Source organism: Embleya sp. L77 (assembly GCF_055557415.1).
In genome coordinates this window covers 2,489,584-2,509,874 of record NZ_CM145709.1, presented here as the reverse complement: position 1 = coordinate 2,509,874, position 20,291 = coordinate 2,489,584, and the positions used below count along the sequence as shown (strand labels likewise).

Here is a 20,291-nt window from a genome sequence, read left to right as displayed (position 1 = left end):
CGACCCAACATGGCTATCTTCCTGACCAAGGACAGCAAGGTCATCGTCCAGGGCATGACCGGCTCCGAGGGGATGAAGCACACCCACCGGATGCTCGCCTCCGGGACGAACATCGTCGGTGGCGTGAACCCGCGCAAGGCCGGCACCACGGTCGACGTGGACGGCACCGAGGTACCGGTATTCGGCACCGTGGCCGAGGCGATGGAGGCCACGGGTGCGGACGTCACGGTGGTCTTCGTGCCGCCGAAGTTCACCAAGGACGCCGTGGTCGAGGCCATCGAGGCCGAGATCGGCCTCGCGGTGGTCATCACCGAGGGCGTGCCGGTGCACGACACCGCGCAGTTCTGGGCGCTCGCCGGCGCCAAGGGCAACAAGACCCGGATCATCGGCCCGAACTGTCCCGGCCTGATCACCCCCGGCCAGTCCAACGCGGGCATCATCCCGGCGAGCATCACCAAGCCGGGCCGGATCGGTCTGGTGTCCAAGTCGGGCACGCTGACCTACCAGATGATGTACGAGCTGGCCGACATCGGCTTCTCGACCGCCGTCGGCATCGGTGGCGACCCGATCATCGGCACCACGCACATCGACTGCCTCCAGGCGTTCCAGGACGACCCGGACACCGACGCGATCGTGATGATCGGCGAGATCGGCGGCGACGCCGAGGAGCGTGCCGCGGCCTACATCGCCGAGCACATCACCAAGCCGGTCGTCGGCTACGTCGCGGGCTTCACCGCCCCCGAGGGCAAGACCATGGGCCACGCCGGCGCCATCGTCTCGGGCTCCTCGGGCACCGCGCAGGCCAAGCAGGACGCGCTCGAGGCCGTCGGCGTCAAGGTCGGCAAGACGCCGTCCGAGACGGCGCGCCTGATGCGCGAGATCATGGCGGGCTGACCCACCCGGTCACCCGTGACCCACGACGCCCCGCGAGCCGCCTTCCAGGCGGTGCGCGGGGCGTCGTGGTTTCCGGACGGGTGCGACCGCACGCGTCGTCCGGTCAGTGCTGCGGTGTACGTCGCAGCCCGTTGTCCACGCAGCTCGTGTCCAGGGTGAACCCGGTCTCCGGAGCCAGCAGCGCGGCCGGGCCGCGCGAGGGCGGGGCGGGCGCGGACACCCGGGTCGAGGCCGGGCCGGCCTGCCGCCCTGCGGTGGGCACCACGAGCTGCAACCGCGGGGTGGTCGGTTCGGCCGCGCCGGCGGGCTCGGGCGCGGGCGACTGCTCGGCGGGGGTCGGCTCCGGTTCCGGTGCCGCGGGCGTGGTTGTGGCGGGCTCCGGGGTGTCGGCCTCCGGGGCGGGCGGGGCGGCGGCCGGCGGCCGTGGGGCCGCCAGATCGGCGGGCACCGGCGGCAGTCTGCGGGCCGCCGCGGAGCCGGTGATCGCCGGGACCCGGTAGCCGCCCCGCGAGTCGCGTGAGGTGCCCGGAGCGAGCAGTCGCGGCAGCGAGGCGATCAGCAGGGCGAGGATCGCCGCCGCGACCACCGCGACGAGCAGCGAGGCCCGGGCCCTGCTGCCCACCCGGGACGCGTGCGGACCGGGTACCCGGGGTTCGTGGCGAGCCGCGAGGTCACGGGTGATCGTGGTCAGGAAGTCGTGGGCCTCGGGGCAGTTCGGCGACGGGCCGGTCAGCGCGGGCACCAGCTCGGCGAGGTCCTCGTGCGCGTGCAGGAGCCGGATCCGGGTGGCCTCGGTGGTCGCCTCCGTCTCGACCGCGACCTGCTCCGGCGACATCCCGTACAGGTGGCGCAGCACGAACACCCGCCGACGGTGGCTGGGCACCCGCTGGAGCGCGCGCAGGAGCGCGATGTCCTGGTCGCGATGCGCGTCGTCCTCGGCGTGCGGGACGACCCGGTCGGTGCGGTCCGGATGCGGTACCAGTCGCCAGAGGGCGCGCCGCAGCAGGAACCGGCGACCGAGCGCGAGGTCACCCGCGAGAGTGCGTACATGGGCGGCATCGGCGGGGGTGTTCTCGACGTCCGGCAGGTCCCGCCAGACCCGGGCGAACACGTTCCGGGTCACGTGCGCGGCCCGGGTGGGGCTCGCGGTCAGCAGATATGCGTACCGCGCGATGTCGGGTGCGATCGCCGCATGCAGGGCGTCGAAGCCCGAGGCGCGCTCGTGCGGCACGGTCCGCTCGTCGTCGATGCCCATGGGGGCGTGAGGTACCCGAGGGTCGATCGATAATGCATATTAACCAACTCAATCGATCAAATGGGGTGTTCTGTCATGCCTCGTGGTCATATGCGGCTCGGATCGTAGCGGCGTGGGCAGCATGGGGGGCGTGACCGAAACGCCGGAAACCGAGCACGGCCCGTCGGCGCCTTGGACGGTGGCCGGCTCCACGTCGTGGGCGGGCGTCGAGCACCTTTCGGCTCCGCCGCCCGGGTCCCTCGGGGAGGCGCTCGGCCGGACACCCGAACCGACACCCGAACCGACACCGGACCCGACCCCCGAGCCGCTGCCGGAACCGCTCCCGGAAGGGGCGCCGGGCCCGACGCCGGAAACGGCACCGGCCGTGGGGCCCGGGCCGCCCGACGAGCCCGCGCGGGCATCCGAACCGCCGGAGCGGTCGGAAGCGGCCGCGCCGCCCGAAGCCGCCGCGCACCCCGAAGCAGCCGACCCGCCGGCCCCGCCGGGCCTGTCGGAGCTGCCCGAGCCCGCCGAGGCCACCGATTCACTCGAGGCAGCCGAGCCCACGGAGGCCCCCGGGCCCACCGAGGCCCCCGCGTCGTTGCCCCCGCCGCCCCGTCCCCAGGCACCGCCGATCGTCGCCCCGCCCAGGCCCGACCGTCCGCCCGGCGCGCTGCCGGTGTCGAGCCCCGTCGAGGCGCCCGGCGAGCCCGCGCCGTTCGGAGCGCAGCCGTGGGGTCCGCCGCCGCCCGGTCGTCCGCCGACCGCCGTCCTCCTCGGCCTGCCGGGCGTGGCCGCGGTGGCCGGCTTAGCCCGCCGCCGCCCCGACACCGCCCGGATCGCGCAGGCCCTCGCCCGCGGGGTGGTGTCCGCGCTGCTCGCGGTCGGGGCGGGGCTCGGCACGGTGGCGGTGCTCGTGCTGATCGTGGCCACGTGCGGGGCCACCTCCGGCAGCTTCGATCACCCGCAGGCGCTGCTGCGCGTGATCGGCGGAATCTGGCTCGCGGCGCATCACGTCGGCTTCGAGTTCGTCGAGATCAGCCACACGGCGACCGGCTCGGTCGAACCGATCGTGACCGTCGTACCGCTGCGGCTGGCCCCGCTCGGCCTGACCGTGCCGCTGATCTGGCTGCTGTGTCGGCTCGGCCGCCGGCTCGCGGACGGCCTCGCCGGCACCGCGATCGTGCTGGCGTCCCAGGCGCTGGTGTACACCGGGTTGCTGTACGCGGTCGCCGCCGGCGTGGGTACGCCGAGCGTGCGGCCGGAGTCCGGCACCGTCGCGGTGGCCGCACTCGGCGTCCTGGCGGCCGGAGTGCTGGGCGCGTTCGGGCCCGCGCTGGTGCGGGTGCCGGCCGTGCGCGCCGGCCTGGCCTCGGCCGCCGTGCTCGCGGCGGGCGGCGCGCTCCTGGTGCTCGCGTGCCTGTTCGCGCACGCCGGCCAGGTCCGGATCGCGTTGGCGCTGACCACGCACGACGCGGTCGGCTTCGCGGCGCTGGCCGTGTTGTGCGCCGTGCTGGTGCCCAACGCGATCGTGTGGGCGGTGTCTTATGCGGCCGGCACCGGGTTCGCGCTCGGCGCGGCCACCACGCTCGCGCCCACCGGCAGCACCTTCGGCCCGCTGCCCACGCTGCCCCTGTTCGCCGCGCTGCCCGGCCCCACCACGGTGCCCTCCACCGCCTGGGCGCCCGCGGTGCTTCCGCTGCTCGCAGGCGTCGTGGCGGGCCTTTTCGCGGCCCGCGCCGAACCACCGCGGGCCTGGCTCGCGGTCACCTCGCACGCTGCCGGGGCGGCCCTGGGCGTCGGCCTGCTCACCCTCGCCTCGACCCGACTGGCCTCCGGCACCGCGGGCCTGGCCAACCTCGCCGAACTGGGCCCGAACGTATGGCGCACCGCGGCCGCGCTGACCGTCGAGATCGCGCTGGTCGCCGCCCCGACCGCACTGGTCACGACCTGGTGGCGCGGCCGGGAGAACCCGAAGGCCGCCCCCGCCGAAGCGGAGACGGCCTTCGGCACCGGCGGCCCGTCGTAGACCCGCCGAACAGCCCTGCGGGACGGCACGCCCCGGGTCGCACCCGGGCCGGGCGGCGCGGCCCGATCAAGGTTCGCCGGACAGGGCAACCGCCTAGGCCGTGTCCGGCGGATCTTGGTGGGGCCGCGCCGCCCGGCATCCGCCCTTCGGGCTCCTCGCTGCGCTCGTCTCGCCGCACCGGAGAAACAGCCGAAGAGAACCACTATGCGGCTGCTTCTCCGGCACGCCGAGCCACGGCACCGGACGACGCGACCTCATCCACCAAGATCCACCGGACACGGCCTAGATCGTGCCGTCCACGAGGAAGTGGTAGCGCTCCGGCAGCTTGTCCAGGCAGCGCTGCTCGCCGGTCTTGGTGAGCGCGCTGTCCATGCAGTCGTAGTAGTCCTTGTTGACCGCCTCGAACGTCCACACGCCCAGCACGTAGACCACCGCGATCGCGCCGGTGACCAGGCCCGCGAGCGCGGCGCCGGAGCGGCTGCCCGCCGGTCGGCGCACCCGCGGCCGATGGGCGGGCCCGCCCGGAGCGTGCCCCGGGTGCCGAGCGGTGCCGCCCGGGCCCTCCTCGATCCGCGGCCCGGCCGTGGCCGGCGTCGTCCCGCGCACCGTCCGGATGCCGAGCACCAGGGCGACCACGCCCAGCACCACGCCGAGCACCAGACCCAGGTCGGACGGCAGGAAAAGCGCGAAGAACACCGCCCACACCCCCGACCACAGCGCCAGTCGGCCATTGCGGACCCGGATGTCCTTGGGGTCGGGCTGCTCGCGCGGTTCGCGCGGCGCCCGCTGCGGCCGGTCCTCGCGGCCGTGCCGATCGCCCCCGTTGCCGCCGTCCCCTCGCCCGTTGCCGGGCACGTTCCACGGGGCGGCCGGCGGGCGATCGGGCGCACCCTCCGGCGGCGGGGCGTAGGGATCCCGCTCGTCGGTCTCGTTGCCGGTACTCATCCTCTGCCTGCCCTCGTCGTGCCGGATCGCGGGATTCCCTTCCCAGGATCGTACGTGTGCGGGGTGCACCGTAGCCGGGCGGCGGCGCCGAGTGGCCCCAAGGCCCCGTCCCCGGCCCCGTCGTCGGCATCCCACCCCGCCGGTTCGGTACTGCCTACCCCCTGACGCTATCGTTGCGGACGTACGGGCGCCGCTCCGTGTTCCCGCCTTCTGTCGGGGAACGCCCGCCGGACCCGTGCGAGATCCCGGCGAGAGCCCGAATCCATTTGGTGCCCCTCCCGCCCTTCCCTTCCGGAAAGAGCCGAAAAGCAGTGGCCGTTCACGCCCCGCGCATCCCCGGGCCGGCCCGGCTCGTCGTTCTGGTCTCCGGCTCCGGCACCAACCTCCAGGCCCTGCTCGACGCGTGCGCGGATCCCGCGTACGGGGCGAGCGTGGTGGCCGTGGGCGCCGACCGCGAACACATCGCGGGGCTGACCCGAGCCGAGCGGGCGGGCGTGCCCACCTTCGTCGAACGCGTCGCCGATCACCCGGACCGGGCAGCCTGGGACGCCGCGCTCACCGACGCGGTCGCCGCCTACGAACCCGATCTGGTGGTCTCGGCAGGCTTCATGAAGATCCTGGGCCCGCGCTTCCTGGCCCGCTTCGAGGGACGCACCGTCAACACCCACCCCGCACTGCTGCCCTCGTTCCCCGGCGCGCACGGCGTCCGGGACGCACTCGCGTACGGCGCCAAGGTGACCGGTTGCACGGTCCACCTCGTGGACGCCGGCGTGGACACCGGGCCGATCATCGCTCAGGGCGTCGTCGCGGTCGAGGACGGCGATCACGCCGACGGCGGCGAGGCGTTGCACGAGCGCATCAAGACTGTCGAGCGCACCCTGCTCGTCGAGGTCGTGGGCCGGCTGGCCCGCGAGGGCTACCGCATCGAAGGAAGAAAGGTCCGGATCCCCGCATGACTTCCGCCGCCCCCACCCCCACCGCCGGCACCGAGGACGAGGCACGCCGCCCGATCCGTCGCGCGTTGATCAGCGTGTACGACAAGACCGGTCTGGAGGAACTGGCCCAGGGCCTGCACGCGGCCGGCGTCGAACTGGTCTCCACCGGCTCCACCGCCGCCCGAATCGCCGCCGCGGGCGTGCCCGTGACCAAGGTCGAGGAACTGACCGGCTTCCCGGAGTGCCTGGACGGCCGGGTCAAGACACTGCACCCGCGCGTGCACGCCGGCATCCTGGCCGACCTGCGCCTGGAGTCGCACCGCGCGCAGCTCGAAGAGTTGGACGTACGGCCGTTCGACCTGGTCGTGGTCAACCTGTACCCGTTCACGCAGACCGTCGAGTCGGGCGCGACCGCGGACGAGTGCGTCGAGCAGATCGACATCGGCGGCCCGTCGATGGTCCGCGCCGCGGCCAAGAACCACCCCTCCGTCGCGGTGGTGACCAGCCCGGACCGCTACGCCGACGTGCTCGCCGCGCTCGGGGCGGGCGGCTTCGACCTCGCGCAGCGCAAGCGGCTCGCGGGCGAGGCGTTCGGGCACACCGCCGCGTACGACGTCGCGGTCGCCTCCTGGTTCTCGAACGGCTACGCGCCGGCCGACGAGGAGAGCTTCCCGGCCTTCCTCGGCTCGGTCCGCCGCCGGGAGAACGTGCTGCGCTACGGCGAGAACCCGCACCAGGCCGCGGCCCTGTACGTGGACGGCACCGGCGGCCTCGCGGGCGCCGAGCAGTTCCACGGCAAGGAGATGTCCTACAACAACTACATGGACACCGACGCGGCCCGGCGCGCCGCGTACGACCACGAGCAGCCCTGCGTGGCGATCATCAAGCACGCCAACCCGTGCGGGATCGCGATCGGCGAGAACGTCGCCGAGGCGCACCTGAAGGCGCACGCGAGCGACCCGGTGTCCGCCTACGGCGGCGTGATCGCGATCAACCGCCCGGTGAGCGTGGCGATGGCCGAGCAGGTCGCGGAGATCTTCACCGAGGTGATCGTCGCGCCGGACTACGAGGACGGCGCGGTCGAGGTGCTCGCCCGCAAGAAGAACATCCGGGTGCTGCGCGCCCCCGAGGCACCGCGCACGCCGGCCGAGTTCCGCCAGATCGACGGCGGGCTGCTGCTGCAGAACGCCGACCGTTACCAGGCGCCCGGCGACGACGCGGCGGCCTGGACGCTGGCCACCGGCGAGCCCGCCGACGCCGAGACGCTGCGCGACCTGGTGTTCGCCTGGCGTTCGGTGCGCGCGGTCAAGTCCAACGCGATCCTGCTCGCCTCCGGCGGCGCGACCGTGGGCGTGGGCATGGGTCAGGTCAACCGGGTCGACTCGGCCAAGCTGGCGGTGCGGCGGGCCGGGGAGCGGGCGGCCGGCTCGGTGGCCGCGTCCGACGCGTTCTTCCCGTTCGCCGACGGCCTGGAGGTGCTGATCGCGGGCGGGGTGCGGGCGGTGGTCCAGCCCGGTGGCTCGGTCCGCGACGAACAGGTGGTCGAGGCGGCGCGTGCGGCCGGGATCACCATGTACTTCACCGGTACCCGGCACTTCTTCCACTGAGCCGGCGGCACCGACCGGCCGAGACACACACGAGGCGCGACCCCGGCGGGGGTCGCGCCTCGTGCGCTCGATGTGGACGCCGCCCACACCTTGCTCCTGCTCAGACCTTGACCACGACCGTCGAGCAGACCTTGTCCGCGAACGTCTGCTTCTTGTCGTCCCACAGCGGCCACAACCAGCCGATGTAGCACGCGATCGAGTCCAGGAAGTGTGCTATCTGGCGGACGAAGGCCATCCCGAAGCCGGTGGGCATCCCGTCGCTCTCGCGCAGCACCTTGATCCCGACGGCGCCCTTGCCGATGGTCTGGCCGGTCTTGCCCTGGCGGTAGAGCTGCCAGAGCCCGAAGCCGAGCAGCGCCAGGCCGCCGACGACCATCAGCACGATCGGGCCGGGCCCGCCGTCGTAGGTGGTCGTCTCGGTACCGTCGAGGTGTTCGGTCACGGTGCTCTCGCTCCCGAACCACAGGAACCCGCCGAGCATCGGGATCGCGACCAGTGCCCCGACCAGGCCGTCGAGCAGGGTCGCGCCCACGCGGCGGCCCCAACTCGCGCAGTAGTCGCCGATGTTCGGCGGTGGGCCGTAGCCGTAGGGCTGGCCGTAGCCGGCCTGCGGGCCGGGCTGACCGTACGCCGGTTGACCGTAGGCGGGCTGACCATAGCCCTGGCCTTCGGCGCCATAGCCGGGCGTCGGGCCGTACGGACCCGGAGGTTGGGACATGCGTAACTCTCCCCTGAGAACGCGCGCACTCGCGGTACGCGACGCCGATGGCCCCGAGGTCGTCGACGCGCGAGCGCCGTAACGGGCCCGGCGTCGCCCCCACCACCCGGGAGCCTGTTGGAGGCGGCACGTTACACCGGGGCGGTTGGCGCCCGGTAGGTCTTTGTCGGCTCCGGTGATCGGGATCATGCGGTGGGACTTGGCATTCCCGGAGAAAGGTGCGTTGCATAGGAGGATGCAGGATCAGGCGACCCCGGGACCCCAGCCGCAACGCACACCACTCGCGTTGCCGCCCGGGCCCTCGGCGGCCTCCTCCGACCCGCCCACGCTGCCGCCGTTCCCGGCGCTGCACCCGCCCGAACTCGGCCCACAAAACCAGATCAAGCCCCTCGTCACGCTCACCGGCAAAGGCTTCACCTGGGCGGCCGGGGCGCGCGCCGCGCTCGGCGTGGGCATCCCGTTCGCGATCGTCACCGCCGCCCTGGGGGTCGGCTACGGCACGTTCGCCGCGCTGGGCGGCTACACCGTGCTGTACGCGGCCAAGGAGCCGTATGCGCGCCGGGCGATCACCCTGGCATTGGTCGGCCTGGGCTTGGCCCTGTCGCTGACCCTGGGCTCGCTCGCGGCCGGCACCGCGCTCCTGTACGTCCCGGTGATCACCCTGGTCGCCACCGTCGCCACCTTCCTGTGCGGCGCATTGCAGGTGGACCGCCCGGGCGGCTACATGTTCACCCTGGTCTGCGCGATGGGCGCCTTCCTGCCGCACCAACCCGACATGGTCCCCGAGCGGGCCGCACTGGTGCTCGTGGGCGCCGCCGGGGCATGGCTGGTGTCGATGTCCGGCTGGCTGGTCCGTCCGCGCCACCCCGAGCACATGGCGCTCGCGGCCTGCTTCGACGCGCTCGCCGACTTCTTCGCCTCGATCGGCGACCAGCCCAGCGACGCCGCCCGACATCGCGCGTCCGAGACCGTGCACAGCGCGTGGGTGAGCGTGTTGCGCGCCGACACCAAGCGCAATCGGCGCACCGGCGAGGCCCGTCGACTGCGGGTGTTGTGCCGGCGCGCGCTCGACCTGTTCCAGGCCGCCCAACTGCTCGCCGTCGAGCGCACCCGGCCGCTGCCGCCGGAGATCACGGACACCGTGCGCGCACTGGCCGGCGCGGTCGGGCAGCCCAAGCTGGTCCCGGTGATGCCCGCGGTGCTCGCCGACACCGAGACCGCCGCCGAACGCTACCTGCGCACGGTGCTCCGGGCGGCCGCCGCCGCGGCCGGCCAACCGGCGGTCAAGGAGGGCGAGATCATCCCCGGCCGGCGGCCCACCGCCGGCGAGCGCATGCGCGCCGCGTTCGACCGCGCGTCCCTGGTCCCGCCGACCGCGCTGCGCACCGGACTGGGCGTCGGCTCGGCGACGCTGGCCGCCGCGCTGCTGCCGGTGGTGCACCCGGTGTGGGTGGCCATCGCGGCCGGCGCCGCGCTCCAGGGCGGCAACGTCGTGCTGGACTTCGGCCGGGTGCTGCAACGGGCGATCGGCACGCTCGTGGGCGTCGCGGTGATCGCGCTGTTCTTCCACGACCTGATGCCCAACCGCTGGCTCGTGGTGATCGCCGTCGCGCTGCTGTTCGGCGCGACGCAGACCGTGATCGCCCGCAACCTGGCCGTGGGCGCCGCGTGCGTGACCCCCGTCGGCCTCTTCCTGGCCGCCACCGGCCAACCCGACGCGCACGTGGGCGACCTGGCCGCCACCCGGGTCATCGACACCGTCCTGGGCCTGGCCGTCGGCCTGACCGCGAGCCTGGTGTTGTGGCCGCGCGCGTCGGCGACCCGACTGCCGCGCCAACTCGGCCGGACCATCCGGGCCGAGTCGATGCTGCTGCGGGCCACGGTCACCGGGCAGATCGTGGACGATCGTGCCTGGGGCAGCACCCGGCGGGCGGCCCGGCGCGAACTGCTCGACCTGTGGAGCGTGTACGAGGCGGCACTGGGCGAGTTCACCGGCCGCCGGCTGGACGTCGAGCGGTTGTGGCCCGCGATCGTGACCGCCCAACGGCTCGGCTATCGACTGATGACCGCACCCGAGACCTACCGCACCGAGCCACCCGAGCCGATCCCCGCCGACGACCTCGACCGGCTGGACGCCTACCTGGCCGAACTGGCCTCCGCCGCCGAGGAGCGGCGCCCCCCGACGCTGCCCGACCAGCCGGATCTGTGGGGGTATCCGGTGCTGCGCCAACACCTGAAACGACTGGGTCGCACCATCGCCCGGGCGAACGAACCACTGCCCGCCCGGCAGCTGCCCGAGTTCGTCCAGCGACGCATTCTGGCCCCGCCCGCCCGGCTCCTGCACGGGGCCCGCCGCGCGACCGACGCGGATACGGGACAATCGCAGCGACCGGCCCCAAACCGCGGACCAGGAGACAGAACTTGAAGGCGCAGATCCTCGACGGCAAGGCCACCGCCACCGCCATCAAAGCCGAACTGGCCGTTCGGGCCGAGGCACTGAAGGCCCGAGGCATCACGCCGGGTCTGGGCACCGTGCTCGTGGGTGACGACCCCGGCAGCCACTCGTACGTGCGCGGCAAGCACCGCGACTGCGCCCAGGTGGGCATCGCCAGCATCCAGCGCAACCTGCCCGCGGACGCGACGCAGGAGCAGGTCGAGGACGTGATCCGCGAGCTCAACGCGGATCCGGCCTGTACCGGCTACATCGTGCAACTCCCGCTGCCCAGGCACCTGGACGCCAACCGGGTCCTGGAGCTGATGGACCCGGACAAGGACGCCGACGGCCTGCACCCGACGAACCTGGGCCGGCTGGTGCTGGGCCAGGAGGCGCCGCTGCCGTGCACCCCGCGCGGCATCGTCGAACTGCTGCGCCGGCACGACATCGAGATCAACGGCGCCGAGGTGTGCGTGATCGGCCGCGGCGTCACCGTCGGCCGCCCGATCGGCCTGCTGCTCACCCGACGCACCGAGAACGCCACGGTGACCCTGTGCCACACCGGCACCAAGGAGCTGCCGTTCCACGTGCTCCAGGCGGACGTCGTCGTCGCCGCGGCCGGCGTGCCCGGCCTGATCAGCGCGGACATGGTCAAGCCCGGCGCGGTGCTGCTGGACGTGGGCATCACCCGCACCGACCAGGGTCTGGTCGGCGACGTGCACCCGGAGGCCTACGAGAAGGCCGCCTGGGTGGCCCCGATGCCCGGCGGGGTGGGCCCGATGACCCGCGCGATGTTGCTCACCAACGTCATCGAGGCCGCCGAGCGGCAGGTCACCAGCCTGTGATCGAACCGCGTCGGACCCTCGCCCCGGGCCGCGCGATCGTGGGCGCCCGCCCGCGGCCGGCGGGTGCGGGGTGCGGGTCCGACGCGGTGTCGCGCACGCTCAGCGAGGAGAGGTGGGACCTGTGGCAACCGCTCGGGGGCGGCGCAAGGACGGCAGGAAGAAGGAGCCGGGCACCTACCTGCCCGAGGGTGGTGCCTCGCCGGCCGGACCCGGACCGCTGCGGGAGTGGCCCGCGATGGTGGTCTTCGGCTGCCTGATCGCAGCGCTGCTGACCGCCGCGCTCGACGGCTTCCGGATCGCCGCGATCCTGATCGCGGGCACCTTCCTGGTCGCCGCGATACTGCGGCTGTTCGTATCCGACGTGGGAGTCCTGGCGATTCGCAGCCGGTTCACCGACGTGGGTGTGCTGCTGTTCTTCGGCGCCGCGGTACTGCTCCTGGGGTTGAGCATCCCCGAGCCGCTCGTCGATCTGCCGTGGGTACCCAAACGCACCGGTTCGAAGGGCCTGGGCCGCCTGTAGACCACCCGCGGGCCCGGTGGTCTCGCGACCGTGGACGCAACGGACCTTGTGGGCGCCCGAACCCGATGGGACCCGCGGACGTCGGGTCGAGCGGAGGGAGACCCCCGCTCGACCCGACGGCACGTCAGTACGTCAGTACAGCCGGCGCGCCTCGCCGGCGATCTCGCTCGGGGTCATCCCGGTGGAGCGGACGATCTCGGCCCGGCGGACCGCGGTGACCGCGTCGAACAGGGTCTCGCCCAGTGCCTCGCGCAGCACGGCGCTCGCCTCCAGGGCGGCCAGTGCGGCGGCCGGCGACTCCGGCAGCCGGGGCACGCCATCCGCGGCCGACGGATCGCCGGGCACCTCCACCGGCAGTCGCAGCCCGTCCTCGATGCCGGCCAGCCCGGCCGCGATCACCGTGCCTACCACCAGATACGGATTGGCCGTCGCGTCGAAGCACTTGAGCTCCGCGTTCGCCGTGTGCCGGCGCTCGCCCGCCATCCCGGTGACCAGCCGCAGCGCCGCCTCCCGATTCTCCAGACCCCAGCAGCGGTACACGCCCGCCCACTGCGCGGGCACCAGCCGCAGATGGCTGGCCGCGCTCGGGGCGCCGATCGCCAGCAGCGCGGGCAACTCGCGCAGGACGCCCGCCAGGAACGCCTCGCCCTCGCGGGTCAGGCCCTGTGGCCCCTCGCCGCCGTGGCACAGGTTCATCCCGTCGCGCCACGGCGAGAAGTGCAGGTGGGCGCCGTTGCCCACCTCGCCGGGCAGCACGCACGGCGCGAAGGTGACCGTGTGCCCGTGCCGGGCGGCGACCGCGCGGATCGTCTCGCGCACCAGCACCGTGGTGTCCGCCGCGCCGACCGGACCCTCCGGTGCCACGGAGACCTCCAATTGGCCCGCCGCGTACTCCGGGTGCACCTGCAACACGCGCACGTCCTGGGCGGCGAGCGCGCGGATCAGCTCGCGCAGTTGGCCGGAGACCCGGACCACCCGGGTCATCCCGTACGCCGCCTTGTGGAAGGCGGGCGCGAAGCGGCCGGCCGCGTCCTCGGTGCCGGTGACCCACTCGACCTCGAAGCCCATCCGCAGCGACAATCCGCGCAGCCCGGCGCGGGCGGCCATCCGCCGGGCGAAGGTGCGCTGGCAGCCCGCGTAGGGCACGCCGTCCTGGGTGTAGCGGTCGCCGGGCGCCCAAGCCCAGCCGGGTTGCGCGGCCAGCGGGCGCAGCGCCGCCAGGTCGGGGATCAGCCGGAGGTCGCCGGTCGGCCCGCCGACCAGCTTGCCGGCGGTGATCGAGTCGTCGGCGAGGAACACGTCGAACACGGGGGAGAAGCCCACTCCGTGCGTGGCGACCGCGTCCAGGCGGGCGTAGGGGATCGTCTTGACCCGGGTGATGCCGGCGTTGTCCACCCAGCCGAGGGCGACCACGTCGATCGGGTCCGGCGCGGCGGCATCGGCCGGCACCGATGCGCCCGGGAGACCGGAGGCGGGTCCGCCGGCCGGCTCGGATGGGTCCGACGCGGACATGTGTCACTCTCCGGGATCGACCGACTCCGACGGGTGATGAACCTACCGGTCGGTTCCGTGGAATCGAAAACGCGGCGGGCGGAAATCGGTTCGGGGCGAACCTCACACCGGTGGTTGGCGGAGCGGCCCCGGGGTCCGGAGTAATGTGGCGGCGAAAAGTATCTCGATGCCGAGCTACCGGCGGACTGCCATCGGCGTCGGATCCCGCCGCAGCAGAGGAGACCCGCGCGCAATGTCCCGTACCCCCGTCAACGTCACCGTCACGGGCGCGGCCGGTCAGATCGGCTATGCGCTGCTGTTCCGCATCGCCTCCGGTCACCTGCTCGGCCCCGACACCCCCGTGCGCCTGCGCCTCCTGGAGATTCCGCAGGCGGTCAAGGCCGCCGAGGGCACCGCGATGGAGCTGGACGACTGTGCGTTCCCGCTGCTCGACGGGATCGACATCTTCGACAACCCGACCGACGGCTTCGCCGGTGCGAACGTGGCCCTGCTGGTCGGCGCCCGCCCGCGGACCAAGGGCATGGAGCGCGGCGACCTGCTGGCCGCCAACGGTGGCATCTTCAAGCCGCAGGGCGAGGCGATCAACGCCGGTGCCGCGGACGACATCAAGGTGCTCGTGGTCGGTAACCCGGCCAACACCAACGCGCTGATCGCGCAGCAGCACGCGCCGGACGTACCGGCCGAGCGCTTCACCGCGATGACCCGCCTGGACCACAACCGCGCGCTGACCCAGCTCGCGAAGAAGACCGGCGTCGCGGTCACCGACATCGCGAAGCTGACCATCTGGGGCAACCACTCGGCCACCCAGTACCCGGACGTCTTCCACGCGCAGATCGCCGGCAAGAACGCCGCCGAGGTGGTCGACGACCAGACCTGGCTCGCGGACACCTTCATCCCGACCGTCGCCAAGCGCGGCGCGGCGATCATCGAGGCGCGCGGCGCCTCCTCGGCGGCGTCCGCGGCCAACGCGGCGATCGACCACGTGCACACCTGGGTCAACGGCACCGCCGACGGCGACTGGACCTCGATGGGTGTCGTCTCGGACGGCTCCTACGGGGTGCCCGAGGGCCTCATCTCGTCCTTCCCGGTCGTCTGCAAGGACGGCAAGTGGGAGATCGTCCAGGGCCTGGACATCAACGAGTTCTCCCGCGGCCGGATCGACGCGTCGGTGCAGGAACTGGCCGAGGAGCGCGACGCGGTGCGCGAGCTGGGCCTGATCTGACCCCGAGCCGGGGCCGGGAACCGCCCGTCGGTTTCGTCGGCCCCGGCGGCTGGTCGGTGGTGACCGAGGGCGGGCCGAACGGCCCGCCCTCGGTGTGTTCCGGGAGCCTGCTCGGCACGGTCGTGGTGCGGATGCCGAGCACCGGGGATTCGTCCCGGAGCCGGCTCGGCACCGGTGGGCCCGCCGACCTCGAACGAGGTCGGCGGGCCCATTTCACGTCCGGCCCGGCGACGTCGCGCCGCCCGTGTCGACCCAACCCGGGATGGGCTCGCGGGCCGTGAGCCAGAAGCTGTGGATGTCGGCCGAACCGGTGCGCGACGCCACCACGCCCGCCGTGATCGCGCACGTCGTGTCGACGTCGCCCATGCCCCGGGCCGTCTCCCACAGGGCGTCGTCCAGGGCGTCCAGGTGGTGGGCCGCCGTCCACAGGGCGAACGGGACCGTGTCGGGGGCGCTGATCCGGGTGCCGTTGCCCAGCACGCTCACCGCGTTGCGGACCGAGGAGCCGGCCGGCAGTCGGGATGCGGTGCGGACGCCGGAGGCCACGTCGCTCTCCGGCGTGTGCCGGGCCACCTCGGTCAGGAACGCGACCGGATCCGGGGCCGGTTCGTCCCGCCCGCGGGTCGCCAGGGCCGCCGCGATCGCCACCGCGACCGCGCCCGCCGCCGCCTCCGGGTGGGCGTGCGTGGTCGCGGCGGAGCGCTCGGCCTCGGCCGCGACGTGGGAGAGGTCCTCGTCCGCATGCCATGCGCCCAGCGGTGCGACCCGCATCGCGGCGCCGTTGCCCCACGAGCCCTGGCCCTCGAATTGACGGCGCGTCACCTCGCGCCACGACTCGCCCTCGTGGATCGCGCGCAGCACGCCGTGCATCGACGGGCCGTAGCCGCGATGCGGGTCGGCCGCGTAGGACGCGGCGAAGTGCGCGGCCAGTGCGTCCTGGTCGACGTCCTCGTACAGGTGCAGGATGCGCAGTACGGACAGCGCCATCGCGGTGTCGTCGGTCCAGTGCCAGAACTCGGCCTCCGGTGCGATCCGGCGGGCCTGACGCTCGGTTGCCTCGGTGCCCCGGTAAGAGAACCATTGTTGGCCGAAGGCGTCGCCGAGGGCGAGCCCGTGCAGGGCGCGAGCGGCGTTGGCGACGCGTCGGGTACGGTCCGGACGGCTGGGGTTCATGCGCCTCACCCTGCCGGCCGGGTCCGACCCGGGCCAGGGATTTCCCGGGCGCTACAAGTCGCTCGAAGTCGCTCGAAGCCGGTCGGACTCGCTCGGATCCGAGGGAAAGTGTCGGATATTGCTCAGTCTTATCTCGATATCAAGAGGCTTGGCGTCGAACGACTCGCTAGAATGATCCCATGAAAGACGAGGTCGACCGGCTTGTCGCGGCATGGAAGCGGGAGCGCCCGGACCTCGACGTCGAACCCCTCGAAGTACTGAGCCGGGTCACCCGACTGGCGAGGCATCTGGACCGCGCCCGGCGTACCGCGTTCTCCGCGCGCGACCTCGAACCGTGGGAGTTCGACGTGCTCTCCGCGCTGCGCCGGGACGGCGCGCCGTATCAGCTCTCGCCCGGCCAGTTGCTCACCCAGACGCTGGTGACCTCCGGGACGATGACCAACCGGATCGACCGACTCGCCGCCAAGGGCCTGGTGTTGCGACTGCCCGATCCGGACGACCGACGCGGCGTGCTGGTCCGGTTGACCGACGACGGTCGTGATCGGGTCGATGCGGCGATGGCCGAGCTGCTCGGCCAGGAGCGAGCCATCCTGGCGGGCCTGACGGTCGATCAGCAGGCGGTTCTCGCCGGGCTTTTGCGTTCCCTGGTCGCGCCGTTCGACAACCACGCCTGAAACAAACCTCTTTGGCCATTTCGTGACCATGATTCACTCTTGGTGATCAAATGTGTCAAGCACCCGTTGTGTGTCGGGAACGCCTGCCTGTAGACAAGTCTCTGTTGGGAGCGGAACCGCAAGGGTTCGCCTCGGGGAACAGGAGCAGGGCATGAGGTGCAGCACTCGTCCGGTTGGCGGCACGCGTCGGGAGGGGCGCGTGGCATGCGCACGGAGCGACCGACCCACCCCCGCCGAACTCGCCGCATTGACCGGGCACGACTAGCCCCGTCCCTCGGGGGAGGGGGAATCGACCCCGCTCACGATCCGCGAAGGCGTCTTGGGGAAGTAACGCCGGAGCGCGGTCGGAAGGCGGCGGCCGAGGAGTGACACGCCGGGGGCGTGGGGGCAGGAAAGCAGGGGGACAGGTGGGGGGAATCGCGGGGGGAGGCGGGGGGAACGCGGGACGAGCACAGGGGAAGCGGGGAGGGACGCGGGGGCCGCGGGGGCCCGCGGGGCGGGGAAGCGCGCAGGGGGCGATGAAACGAGGGGGTCGGGGGGCGACTCGGGGAGAAGGATGGAGGGGCGGGTCGCGGCGGCGGGCCGGTGGATTACGATCCACCGGCCCGCCGTCGCGTTCGTGTGCGGGGCCGCGGAATTCGGCCCGGCCGCCCGGTCCCGAGCCGTCATCGATCCGGCGGGTGGGCCGGCTCAGTTCGTCGGCGATCCCGTCGCCGCGGATCCCGCGTCCGGGGTGCGGGCCTCCGGCGTGAACGTCACCGGCAGCCGCTGCAACCCCCGCATGATCAGCCCGCCGCGCCACCGCAGTTCGTCCCTGGGCAGCGCCAGTCGTACGTCCGGCAGCCGACTCAGCAGTGTGCCGATGGCGATCTGGCCTTCGAGCCGAGCCAGCGGTGCGCCGATGCAATAGTGGATGCCGTGTCCGAACGCGAGGTGCTGGTTGTCCGCGCGGGCCGGATCGAGCAGATCGGGCTCGGCGAACCTGCGCGGGTCCCGGTCGGCCGCCGCGAGCACCACCAGCACCGGTTCGCCCGCCGGGACGCGCGTGCCGCCGATCTCCAGCTCGGTGGTGCTGAACCGCCACGTGGCCACCTCGACCGGCCCGTCGTAGCGCAGCAGTTCCTCGACCGTGGGGGCGAGCAGCGCCGGGTCGGCCTGCACCGCGAGCCGCTCGGCGTCGTGCGTGAGCAGCGTGAGCAGACCGTTGCCGATCAGGTTGACGGTCGTCTCGAAGCCGGCGAAGAGCAGGATGAAGGCCATCGCCGCGGCCTCGTCCTCGGTCAGGTGCTCGCCGTGGTCGCTCGCCCGGATCAGCCCCGAGATCAGGTCGTCGTCCGCGTCGGTGAGGGTCGCGCGCTTGCGATGGATCAACTCGGCCAGGTACGTACGCATGTGCCGCACCGCCCGGGCCACCCCGCCGCGCGGACCCGAGCCGTGCCGGATCATCATCCCGGCCCAGGTGCGGAAGTCCGCCTGGTCCTCCTCGGGCACGCCGAGCAGGTCGCAGATCGCGTAGATGGGCAGCGGGAACGCGAAGTCGTGGATCAGGTCGGCCTCGCCGGTGCGCGCGAAGTCGTCGAGAAGCCGGTCCGTCAGGGCCTGGATCCGAGGTCGGAACTCCTCGGCCCGGCGCGGCGTGAACGCCTTCGAGACCAGCCGGCGCAGCCGGGTGTGGTCCGGTGGGTCGAGGTTGAGCAGGTGCGCGCCGACGCCGGAGCGCTGTTCGCCGGGCACTCCGACCTTGCCCTGCTTCCAGGCCGCCTCCGAGCGCCGCGGGTCCTTGCTCAGCCGCTGGTCGGCGAGCGCCTGCTTGGCATCGGCGTACCGGGTGACCAGCCATGCCTCGACGCCGCTGGGCAGCGTGGTGCGGTGCACGGGCGCGTGCTCGCGCAGGTGTGCGTAGGCCGGATACGGATCGGCGATGAACTCGCGGGAGAACAACTCGGGTCCGGCGGGCACCGCGTGCGCCGGGCACCGGGCGGGGTCGTCGGTCACGGCTGCGGGGTCCGCGCCGCCCGCAGGCCCTTGATGCCGAGCCAACCGATCGCGTTGCCCGCCACGAACGAGACGATCGTCAGCGCCAGATGGATCAGGAAGAACGTCGTCGCACCGTCGTTCCAGGACCGGTCGTCGGCCCAGATGTTCTTGAGGAAGTTCGGCCACAGGATCCAGCTCCAGATGCCGAACAACACCAGACAGGTGGAAACACCTCGGCCGATCCTCAACGTGAAGCACCCGTTCCTCGGTCGAACCCCAGCAAATTTGTCCCGGTTCAGTATGCGGCGGCGCGGTCGACGAACCGCAGCCGGGGGCCGCCAGTACGCTCATCACATGTCTGATTGGTTCCGGGCTTCTCGGAAGCCGGCCGTGTTCTGTGCTGCCTCGCTCGTTTTCGCGTTCGGTCTTGCCCCGGCCGCCCGGGCGGCCGGCCCCACCCCGGAACCGCAGCCGCCCACGCCGATGTCCGATCTCGGCGGAGCGCGCCTGGCCCAGCCCGGCGTACAGAGCGATCTGCCGCCCGGCGCACCGCCGTTGCCCGCCGTCGAGGGCTGGGCCTGGGTGGTCGCGGACGCGGACACCGGCAAGATCCTGGCGGCGAAGAACCCGCACTGGAAGTTGCCGCCGGCCAGCACGCTCAAGATGTTGTTCGCCGACACGGTGCTGCCCAAGATCGACCGGAACACCACCCACCAGGTGACGCTCGCCGATCTACAGGACCTGGGCGCGGGCAGCAGCCTGGTCGGGATAAAGGAGAACGAGACCTACAAGGTCGAGGACCTGTGGCGGGGCGTTTTCCTGCGCTCGGGCAACGACGCGGTGCGCGTGTTGTGCGCGATGAACGGCGGCGTGCCCACCACGGTGCAGCAGATGAACGAGCGGGCCAAGCAGCTTCAGGCGGGCGACACGAACGTGGTCTCGCCGGACGGGTACGACGCGCCCGGGCAGGTCTCCAGCGCCTACGACCTCGCGCTGTTCGCGCGCGAGGGGCTCAAGAACAACGACTTCCGGTCGTACGCGAGTACGAAGGTGGCCGACTTCCCGGGTGTGGCGGGGGCCAAGTTCCAGATCCAGAACACCAATACGATGCTCGGCCAGTATCCCGGCATGATCGGCGTCAAGAACGGCTACACCACCAACGCGGGCAACACCTTCGTCGGTGGCGCGCAACGCGGCGGCCACACGCTGCTGGTGAGCCTGATGCACGTCGAGGGCAAGGGCAAGACCTACGAGGACACCGGGAAGCTGCTCGACTGGGGCTTCGCGGCGCTTGGCCAGGCGAAGCCGATCGGCACACTCGTCGAGCCGCTCTCCTCGCCGGGCGAGAAGAAGGACAAGGGCTCGAAGCCGACCGACGCCAAGTCGGGCGAGTCCAAGACCGCGCAGGCGGCGTCCTCTTCGGAGGACAAGGGCTTCAACTGGGGGCTGTGGGCGGGGCTCGGTGTGCCGGCGGCGCTCGTGTTGGGGGGTGGCGTGCTGTTCGCCCTTCGGCGGCGCGAGGGGGATTCGGGGGTTCGGTTCGAGGACGACATCCTGCCGTAGGGGGCCGGC

General features: G+C 72.9%; 17 protein-coding genes. 10 read left to right on the top strand and 7 right to left on the bottom strand.

Annotated features, from left to right (window positions below; all coding sequences use genetic code 11):
• Nucleotides 1–9: 9 nt before the first annotated feature.
• Complete coding sequence (sucD, locus tag ACZOOI_RS10290; protein WP_078975663.1) at nucleotides 10–894, top strand: succinate--CoA ligase subunit alpha; 885 nt, start codon at nucleotides 10–12, stop codon at nucleotides 892–894.
• A 103-nt stretch (nucleotides 895–997) separates the two neighbouring features.
• Here sucD and ACZOOI_RS10285 read toward each other — a convergent pair whose 3' ends face one another.
• Nucleotides 998–2,149 (bottom strand): RNA polymerase sigma factor, encoded by a 1,152-nt coding sequence (locus ACZOOI_RS10285; RefSeq protein WP_465280414.1) that lies wholly within the window; start codon nucleotides 2,147–2,149, stop codon nucleotides 998–1,000.
• A 130-nt stretch (nucleotides 2,150–2,279) separates the two neighbouring features.
• Between ACZOOI_RS10285 and ACZOOI_RS10280 the strand changes: the two genes are divergently transcribed.
• A complete protein-coding gene (locus ACZOOI_RS10280; RefSeq protein WP_465280413.1) occupies nucleotides 2,280–4,157 on the top strand; it encodes a cell division protein PerM in 1,878 nt (625 codons plus the stop codon).
• Between the two features lie 282 nt (nucleotides 4,158–4,439).
• On the opposite strand, the gene ACZOOI_RS10275 is transcribed toward ACZOOI_RS10280, so the two are convergent.
• On the bottom strand, nucleotides 4,440–5,102 hold the full coding sequence (locus ACZOOI_RS10275) for a hypothetical protein (RefSeq protein ID WP_465280412.1): 663 nt from the start codon (nucleotides 5,100–5,102) through the stop codon (nucleotides 4,440–4,442).
• Between the two features lie 311 nt (nucleotides 5,103–5,413).
• Between ACZOOI_RS10275 and purN the strand changes: the two genes are divergently transcribed.
• Both purN and purH read left to right on the top strand, forming a co-directional pair.
• A complete protein-coding gene (gene purN, locus ACZOOI_RS10270) occupies nucleotides 5,414–6,058 on the top strand; it encodes a phosphoribosylglycinamide formyltransferase (protein ID WP_465280411.1) in 645 nt (214 codons plus the stop codon).
• Nucleotides 6,055–7,644 carry a bifunctional phosphoribosylaminoimidazolecarboxamide formyltransferase/IMP cyclohydrolase gene (gene purH / locus ACZOOI_RS10265; protein ID WP_465280410.1) on the top strand — a complete coding sequence of 530 codons (1,590 nt, stop codon included), beginning with the start codon at nucleotides 6,055–6,057 and terminating at the stop codon, nucleotides 7,642–7,644. The genes purN and purH overlap by 4 nt, the downstream gene beginning before the upstream one ends.
• Nucleotides 7,645–7,744: 100 nt before the next feature.
• On the opposite strand, the gene ACZOOI_RS10260 is transcribed toward purH, so the two are convergent.
• Nucleotides 7,745–8,362, bottom strand: coding sequence for an RDD family protein (locus ACZOOI_RS10260; protein ID WP_465280409.1), 618 nt, complete (start codon nucleotides 8,360–8,362; stop codon nucleotides 7,745–7,747).
• A gap of 235 nt (nucleotides 8,363–8,597) precedes the next feature.
• On the opposite strand from ACZOOI_RS10260, the gene ACZOOI_RS10255 reads away from it, so the two are divergent.
• The 3 genes from ACZOOI_RS10255 (at nucleotide 8,598) to ACZOOI_RS10245 (ending at nucleotide 12,161) form a co-directional block, all read left to right on the top strand.
• Nucleotides 8,598–10,787: an FUSC family protein gene (locus ACZOOI_RS10255; RefSeq protein WP_465280408.1), complete on the top strand. Its 2,190-nt coding sequence runs from the start codon at nucleotides 8,598–8,600 to the stop codon at nucleotides 10,785–10,787.
• Nucleotides 10,784–11,641, top strand: a complete 858-nt coding sequence (locus ACZOOI_RS10250) for a bifunctional methylenetetrahydrofolate dehydrogenase/methenyltetrahydrofolate cyclohydrolase (protein WP_465280407.1) — start codon at nucleotides 10,784–10,786, stop codon at nucleotides 11,639–11,641. The genes ACZOOI_RS10255 and ACZOOI_RS10250 overlap by 4 nt, the downstream gene beginning before the upstream one ends.
• A 121-nt stretch (nucleotides 11,642–11,762) precedes the next feature.
• Nucleotides 11,763–12,161, top strand: coding sequence for a DUF3017 domain-containing protein (locus ACZOOI_RS10245; RefSeq protein ID WP_465280406.1), 399 nt, complete (start codon nucleotides 11,763–11,765; stop codon nucleotides 12,159–12,161).
• Between the two features lie 132 nt (nucleotides 12,162–12,293).
• Here the strand turns inward: ACZOOI_RS10245 and ACZOOI_RS10240 are convergent, their stop codons facing one another.
• Nucleotides 12,294–13,673, bottom strand: a complete 1,380-nt coding sequence (locus ACZOOI_RS10240) for a type I glutamate--ammonia ligase (protein WP_465280405.1) — start codon at nucleotides 13,671–13,673, stop codon at nucleotides 12,294–12,296.
• 232 nt (nucleotides 13,674–13,905) lie between these two features.
• On the opposite strand from ACZOOI_RS10240, the gene ACZOOI_RS10235 reads away from it, so the two are divergent.
• A complete protein-coding gene (locus ACZOOI_RS10235; RefSeq protein WP_465280404.1) occupies nucleotides 13,906–14,895 on the top strand; it encodes a malate dehydrogenase in 990 nt (329 codons plus the stop codon).
• Between the two features lie 213 nt (nucleotides 14,896–15,108).
• Here the strand turns inward: ACZOOI_RS10235 and ACZOOI_RS10230 are convergent, their stop codons facing one another.
• Nucleotides 15,109–16,068: an ADP-ribosylglycohydrolase family protein gene (locus ACZOOI_RS10230; RefSeq protein WP_465280403.1), complete on the bottom strand. Its 960-nt coding sequence runs from the start codon at nucleotides 16,066–16,068 to the stop codon at nucleotides 15,109–15,111.
• A gap of 179 nt (nucleotides 16,069–16,247) precedes the next feature.
• Here ACZOOI_RS10230 and ACZOOI_RS10225 point away from each other — a divergent pair, with 179 nt between their 5' ends.
• Nucleotides 16,248–16,742 carry a MarR family winged helix-turn-helix transcriptional regulator gene (locus ACZOOI_RS10225; RefSeq protein WP_465280402.1) on the top strand — a complete coding sequence of 165 codons (495 nt, stop codon included), beginning with the start codon at nucleotides 16,248–16,250 and terminating at the stop codon, nucleotides 16,740–16,742.
• Nucleotides 16,743–17,432: 690 nt separating this feature from the next.
• Here the strand turns inward: ACZOOI_RS10225 and ACZOOI_RS10220 are convergent.
• Complete coding sequence (locus ACZOOI_RS10220; protein ID WP_465280401.1) at nucleotides 17,433–18,737, bottom strand: cytochrome P450 family protein; 1,305 nt, start codon at nucleotides 18,735–18,737, stop codon at nucleotides 17,433–17,435.
• Nucleotides 18,734–18,967 carry an SCO4848 family membrane protein gene (locus tag ACZOOI_RS10215; protein WP_465280400.1) on the bottom strand — a complete coding sequence of 78 codons (234 nt, stop codon included), beginning with the start codon at nucleotides 18,965–18,967 and terminating at the stop codon, nucleotides 18,734–18,736. Before ACZOOI_RS10215 ends, ACZOOI_RS10220 begins: the two co-directional genes overlap by 4 nt.
• Before the next feature lie 106 nt (nucleotides 18,968–19,073).
• Between ACZOOI_RS10215 and ACZOOI_RS10210 the strand changes: the two genes are divergently transcribed.
• Entirely contained in the window at nucleotides 19,074–20,282 is a 1,209-nt protein-coding gene (locus ACZOOI_RS10210) for a D-alanyl-D-alanine carboxypeptidase family protein (protein ID WP_465280399.1), read from the top strand.
• Nucleotides 20,283–20,291: the final 9 nt, after the last annotated feature.

Excerpts from the sequence above, each read along its gene's own strand:
- sucD (WP_078975663.1), top strand. The coding sequence starts at position 10 with ATGGCTATCTTCCTGACCAAGGACAGCAAGGTCATCGTCCAGGGCATG.
- ACZOOI_RS10285 (WP_465280414.1), bottom strand. The coding sequence starts at position 2,149 with ATGGGCATCGACGACGAGCGGACCGTGCCGCACGAGCGCGCCTCGGGC.
- ACZOOI_RS10275 (WP_465280412.1), bottom strand. The coding sequence starts at position 5,102 with ATGAGTACCGGCAACGAGACCGACGAGCGGGATCCCTACGCCCCGCCG.
- purH (WP_465280410.1), top strand. The coding sequence starts at position 6,055 with ATGACTTCCGCCGCCCCCACCCCCACCGCCGGCACCGAGGACGAGGCA.
- ACZOOI_RS10260 (WP_465280409.1), bottom strand. The coding sequence starts at position 8,362 with ATGTCCCAACCTCCGGGTCCGTACGGCCCGACGCCCGGCTATGGCGCC.
- ACZOOI_RS10255 (WP_465280408.1), top strand. The coding sequence starts at position 8,598 with ATGCAGGATCAGGCGACCCCGGGACCCCAGCCGCAACGCACACCACTC.
- ACZOOI_RS10240 (WP_465280405.1), bottom strand. The coding sequence starts at position 13,673 with ATGTCCGCGTCGGACCCATCCGAGCCGGCCGGCGGACCCGCCTCCGGT.
- ACZOOI_RS10235 (WP_465280404.1), top strand. The coding sequence starts at position 13,906 with ATGTCCCGTACCCCCGTCAACGTCACCGTCACGGGCGCGGCCGGTCAG.
- ACZOOI_RS10230 (WP_465280403.1), bottom strand. The coding sequence starts at position 16,068 with ATGAACCCCAGCCGTCCGGACCGTACCCGACGCGTCGCCAACGCCGCT.
- ACZOOI_RS10225 (WP_465280402.1), top strand. The coding sequence starts at position 16,248 with ATGAAAGACGAGGTCGACCGGCTTGTCGCGGCATGGAAGCGGGAGCGC.
- ACZOOI_RS10210 (WP_465280399.1), top strand. The coding sequence starts at position 19,074 with ATGTCTGATTGGTTCCGGGCTTCTCGGAAGCCGGCCGTGTTCTGTGCT.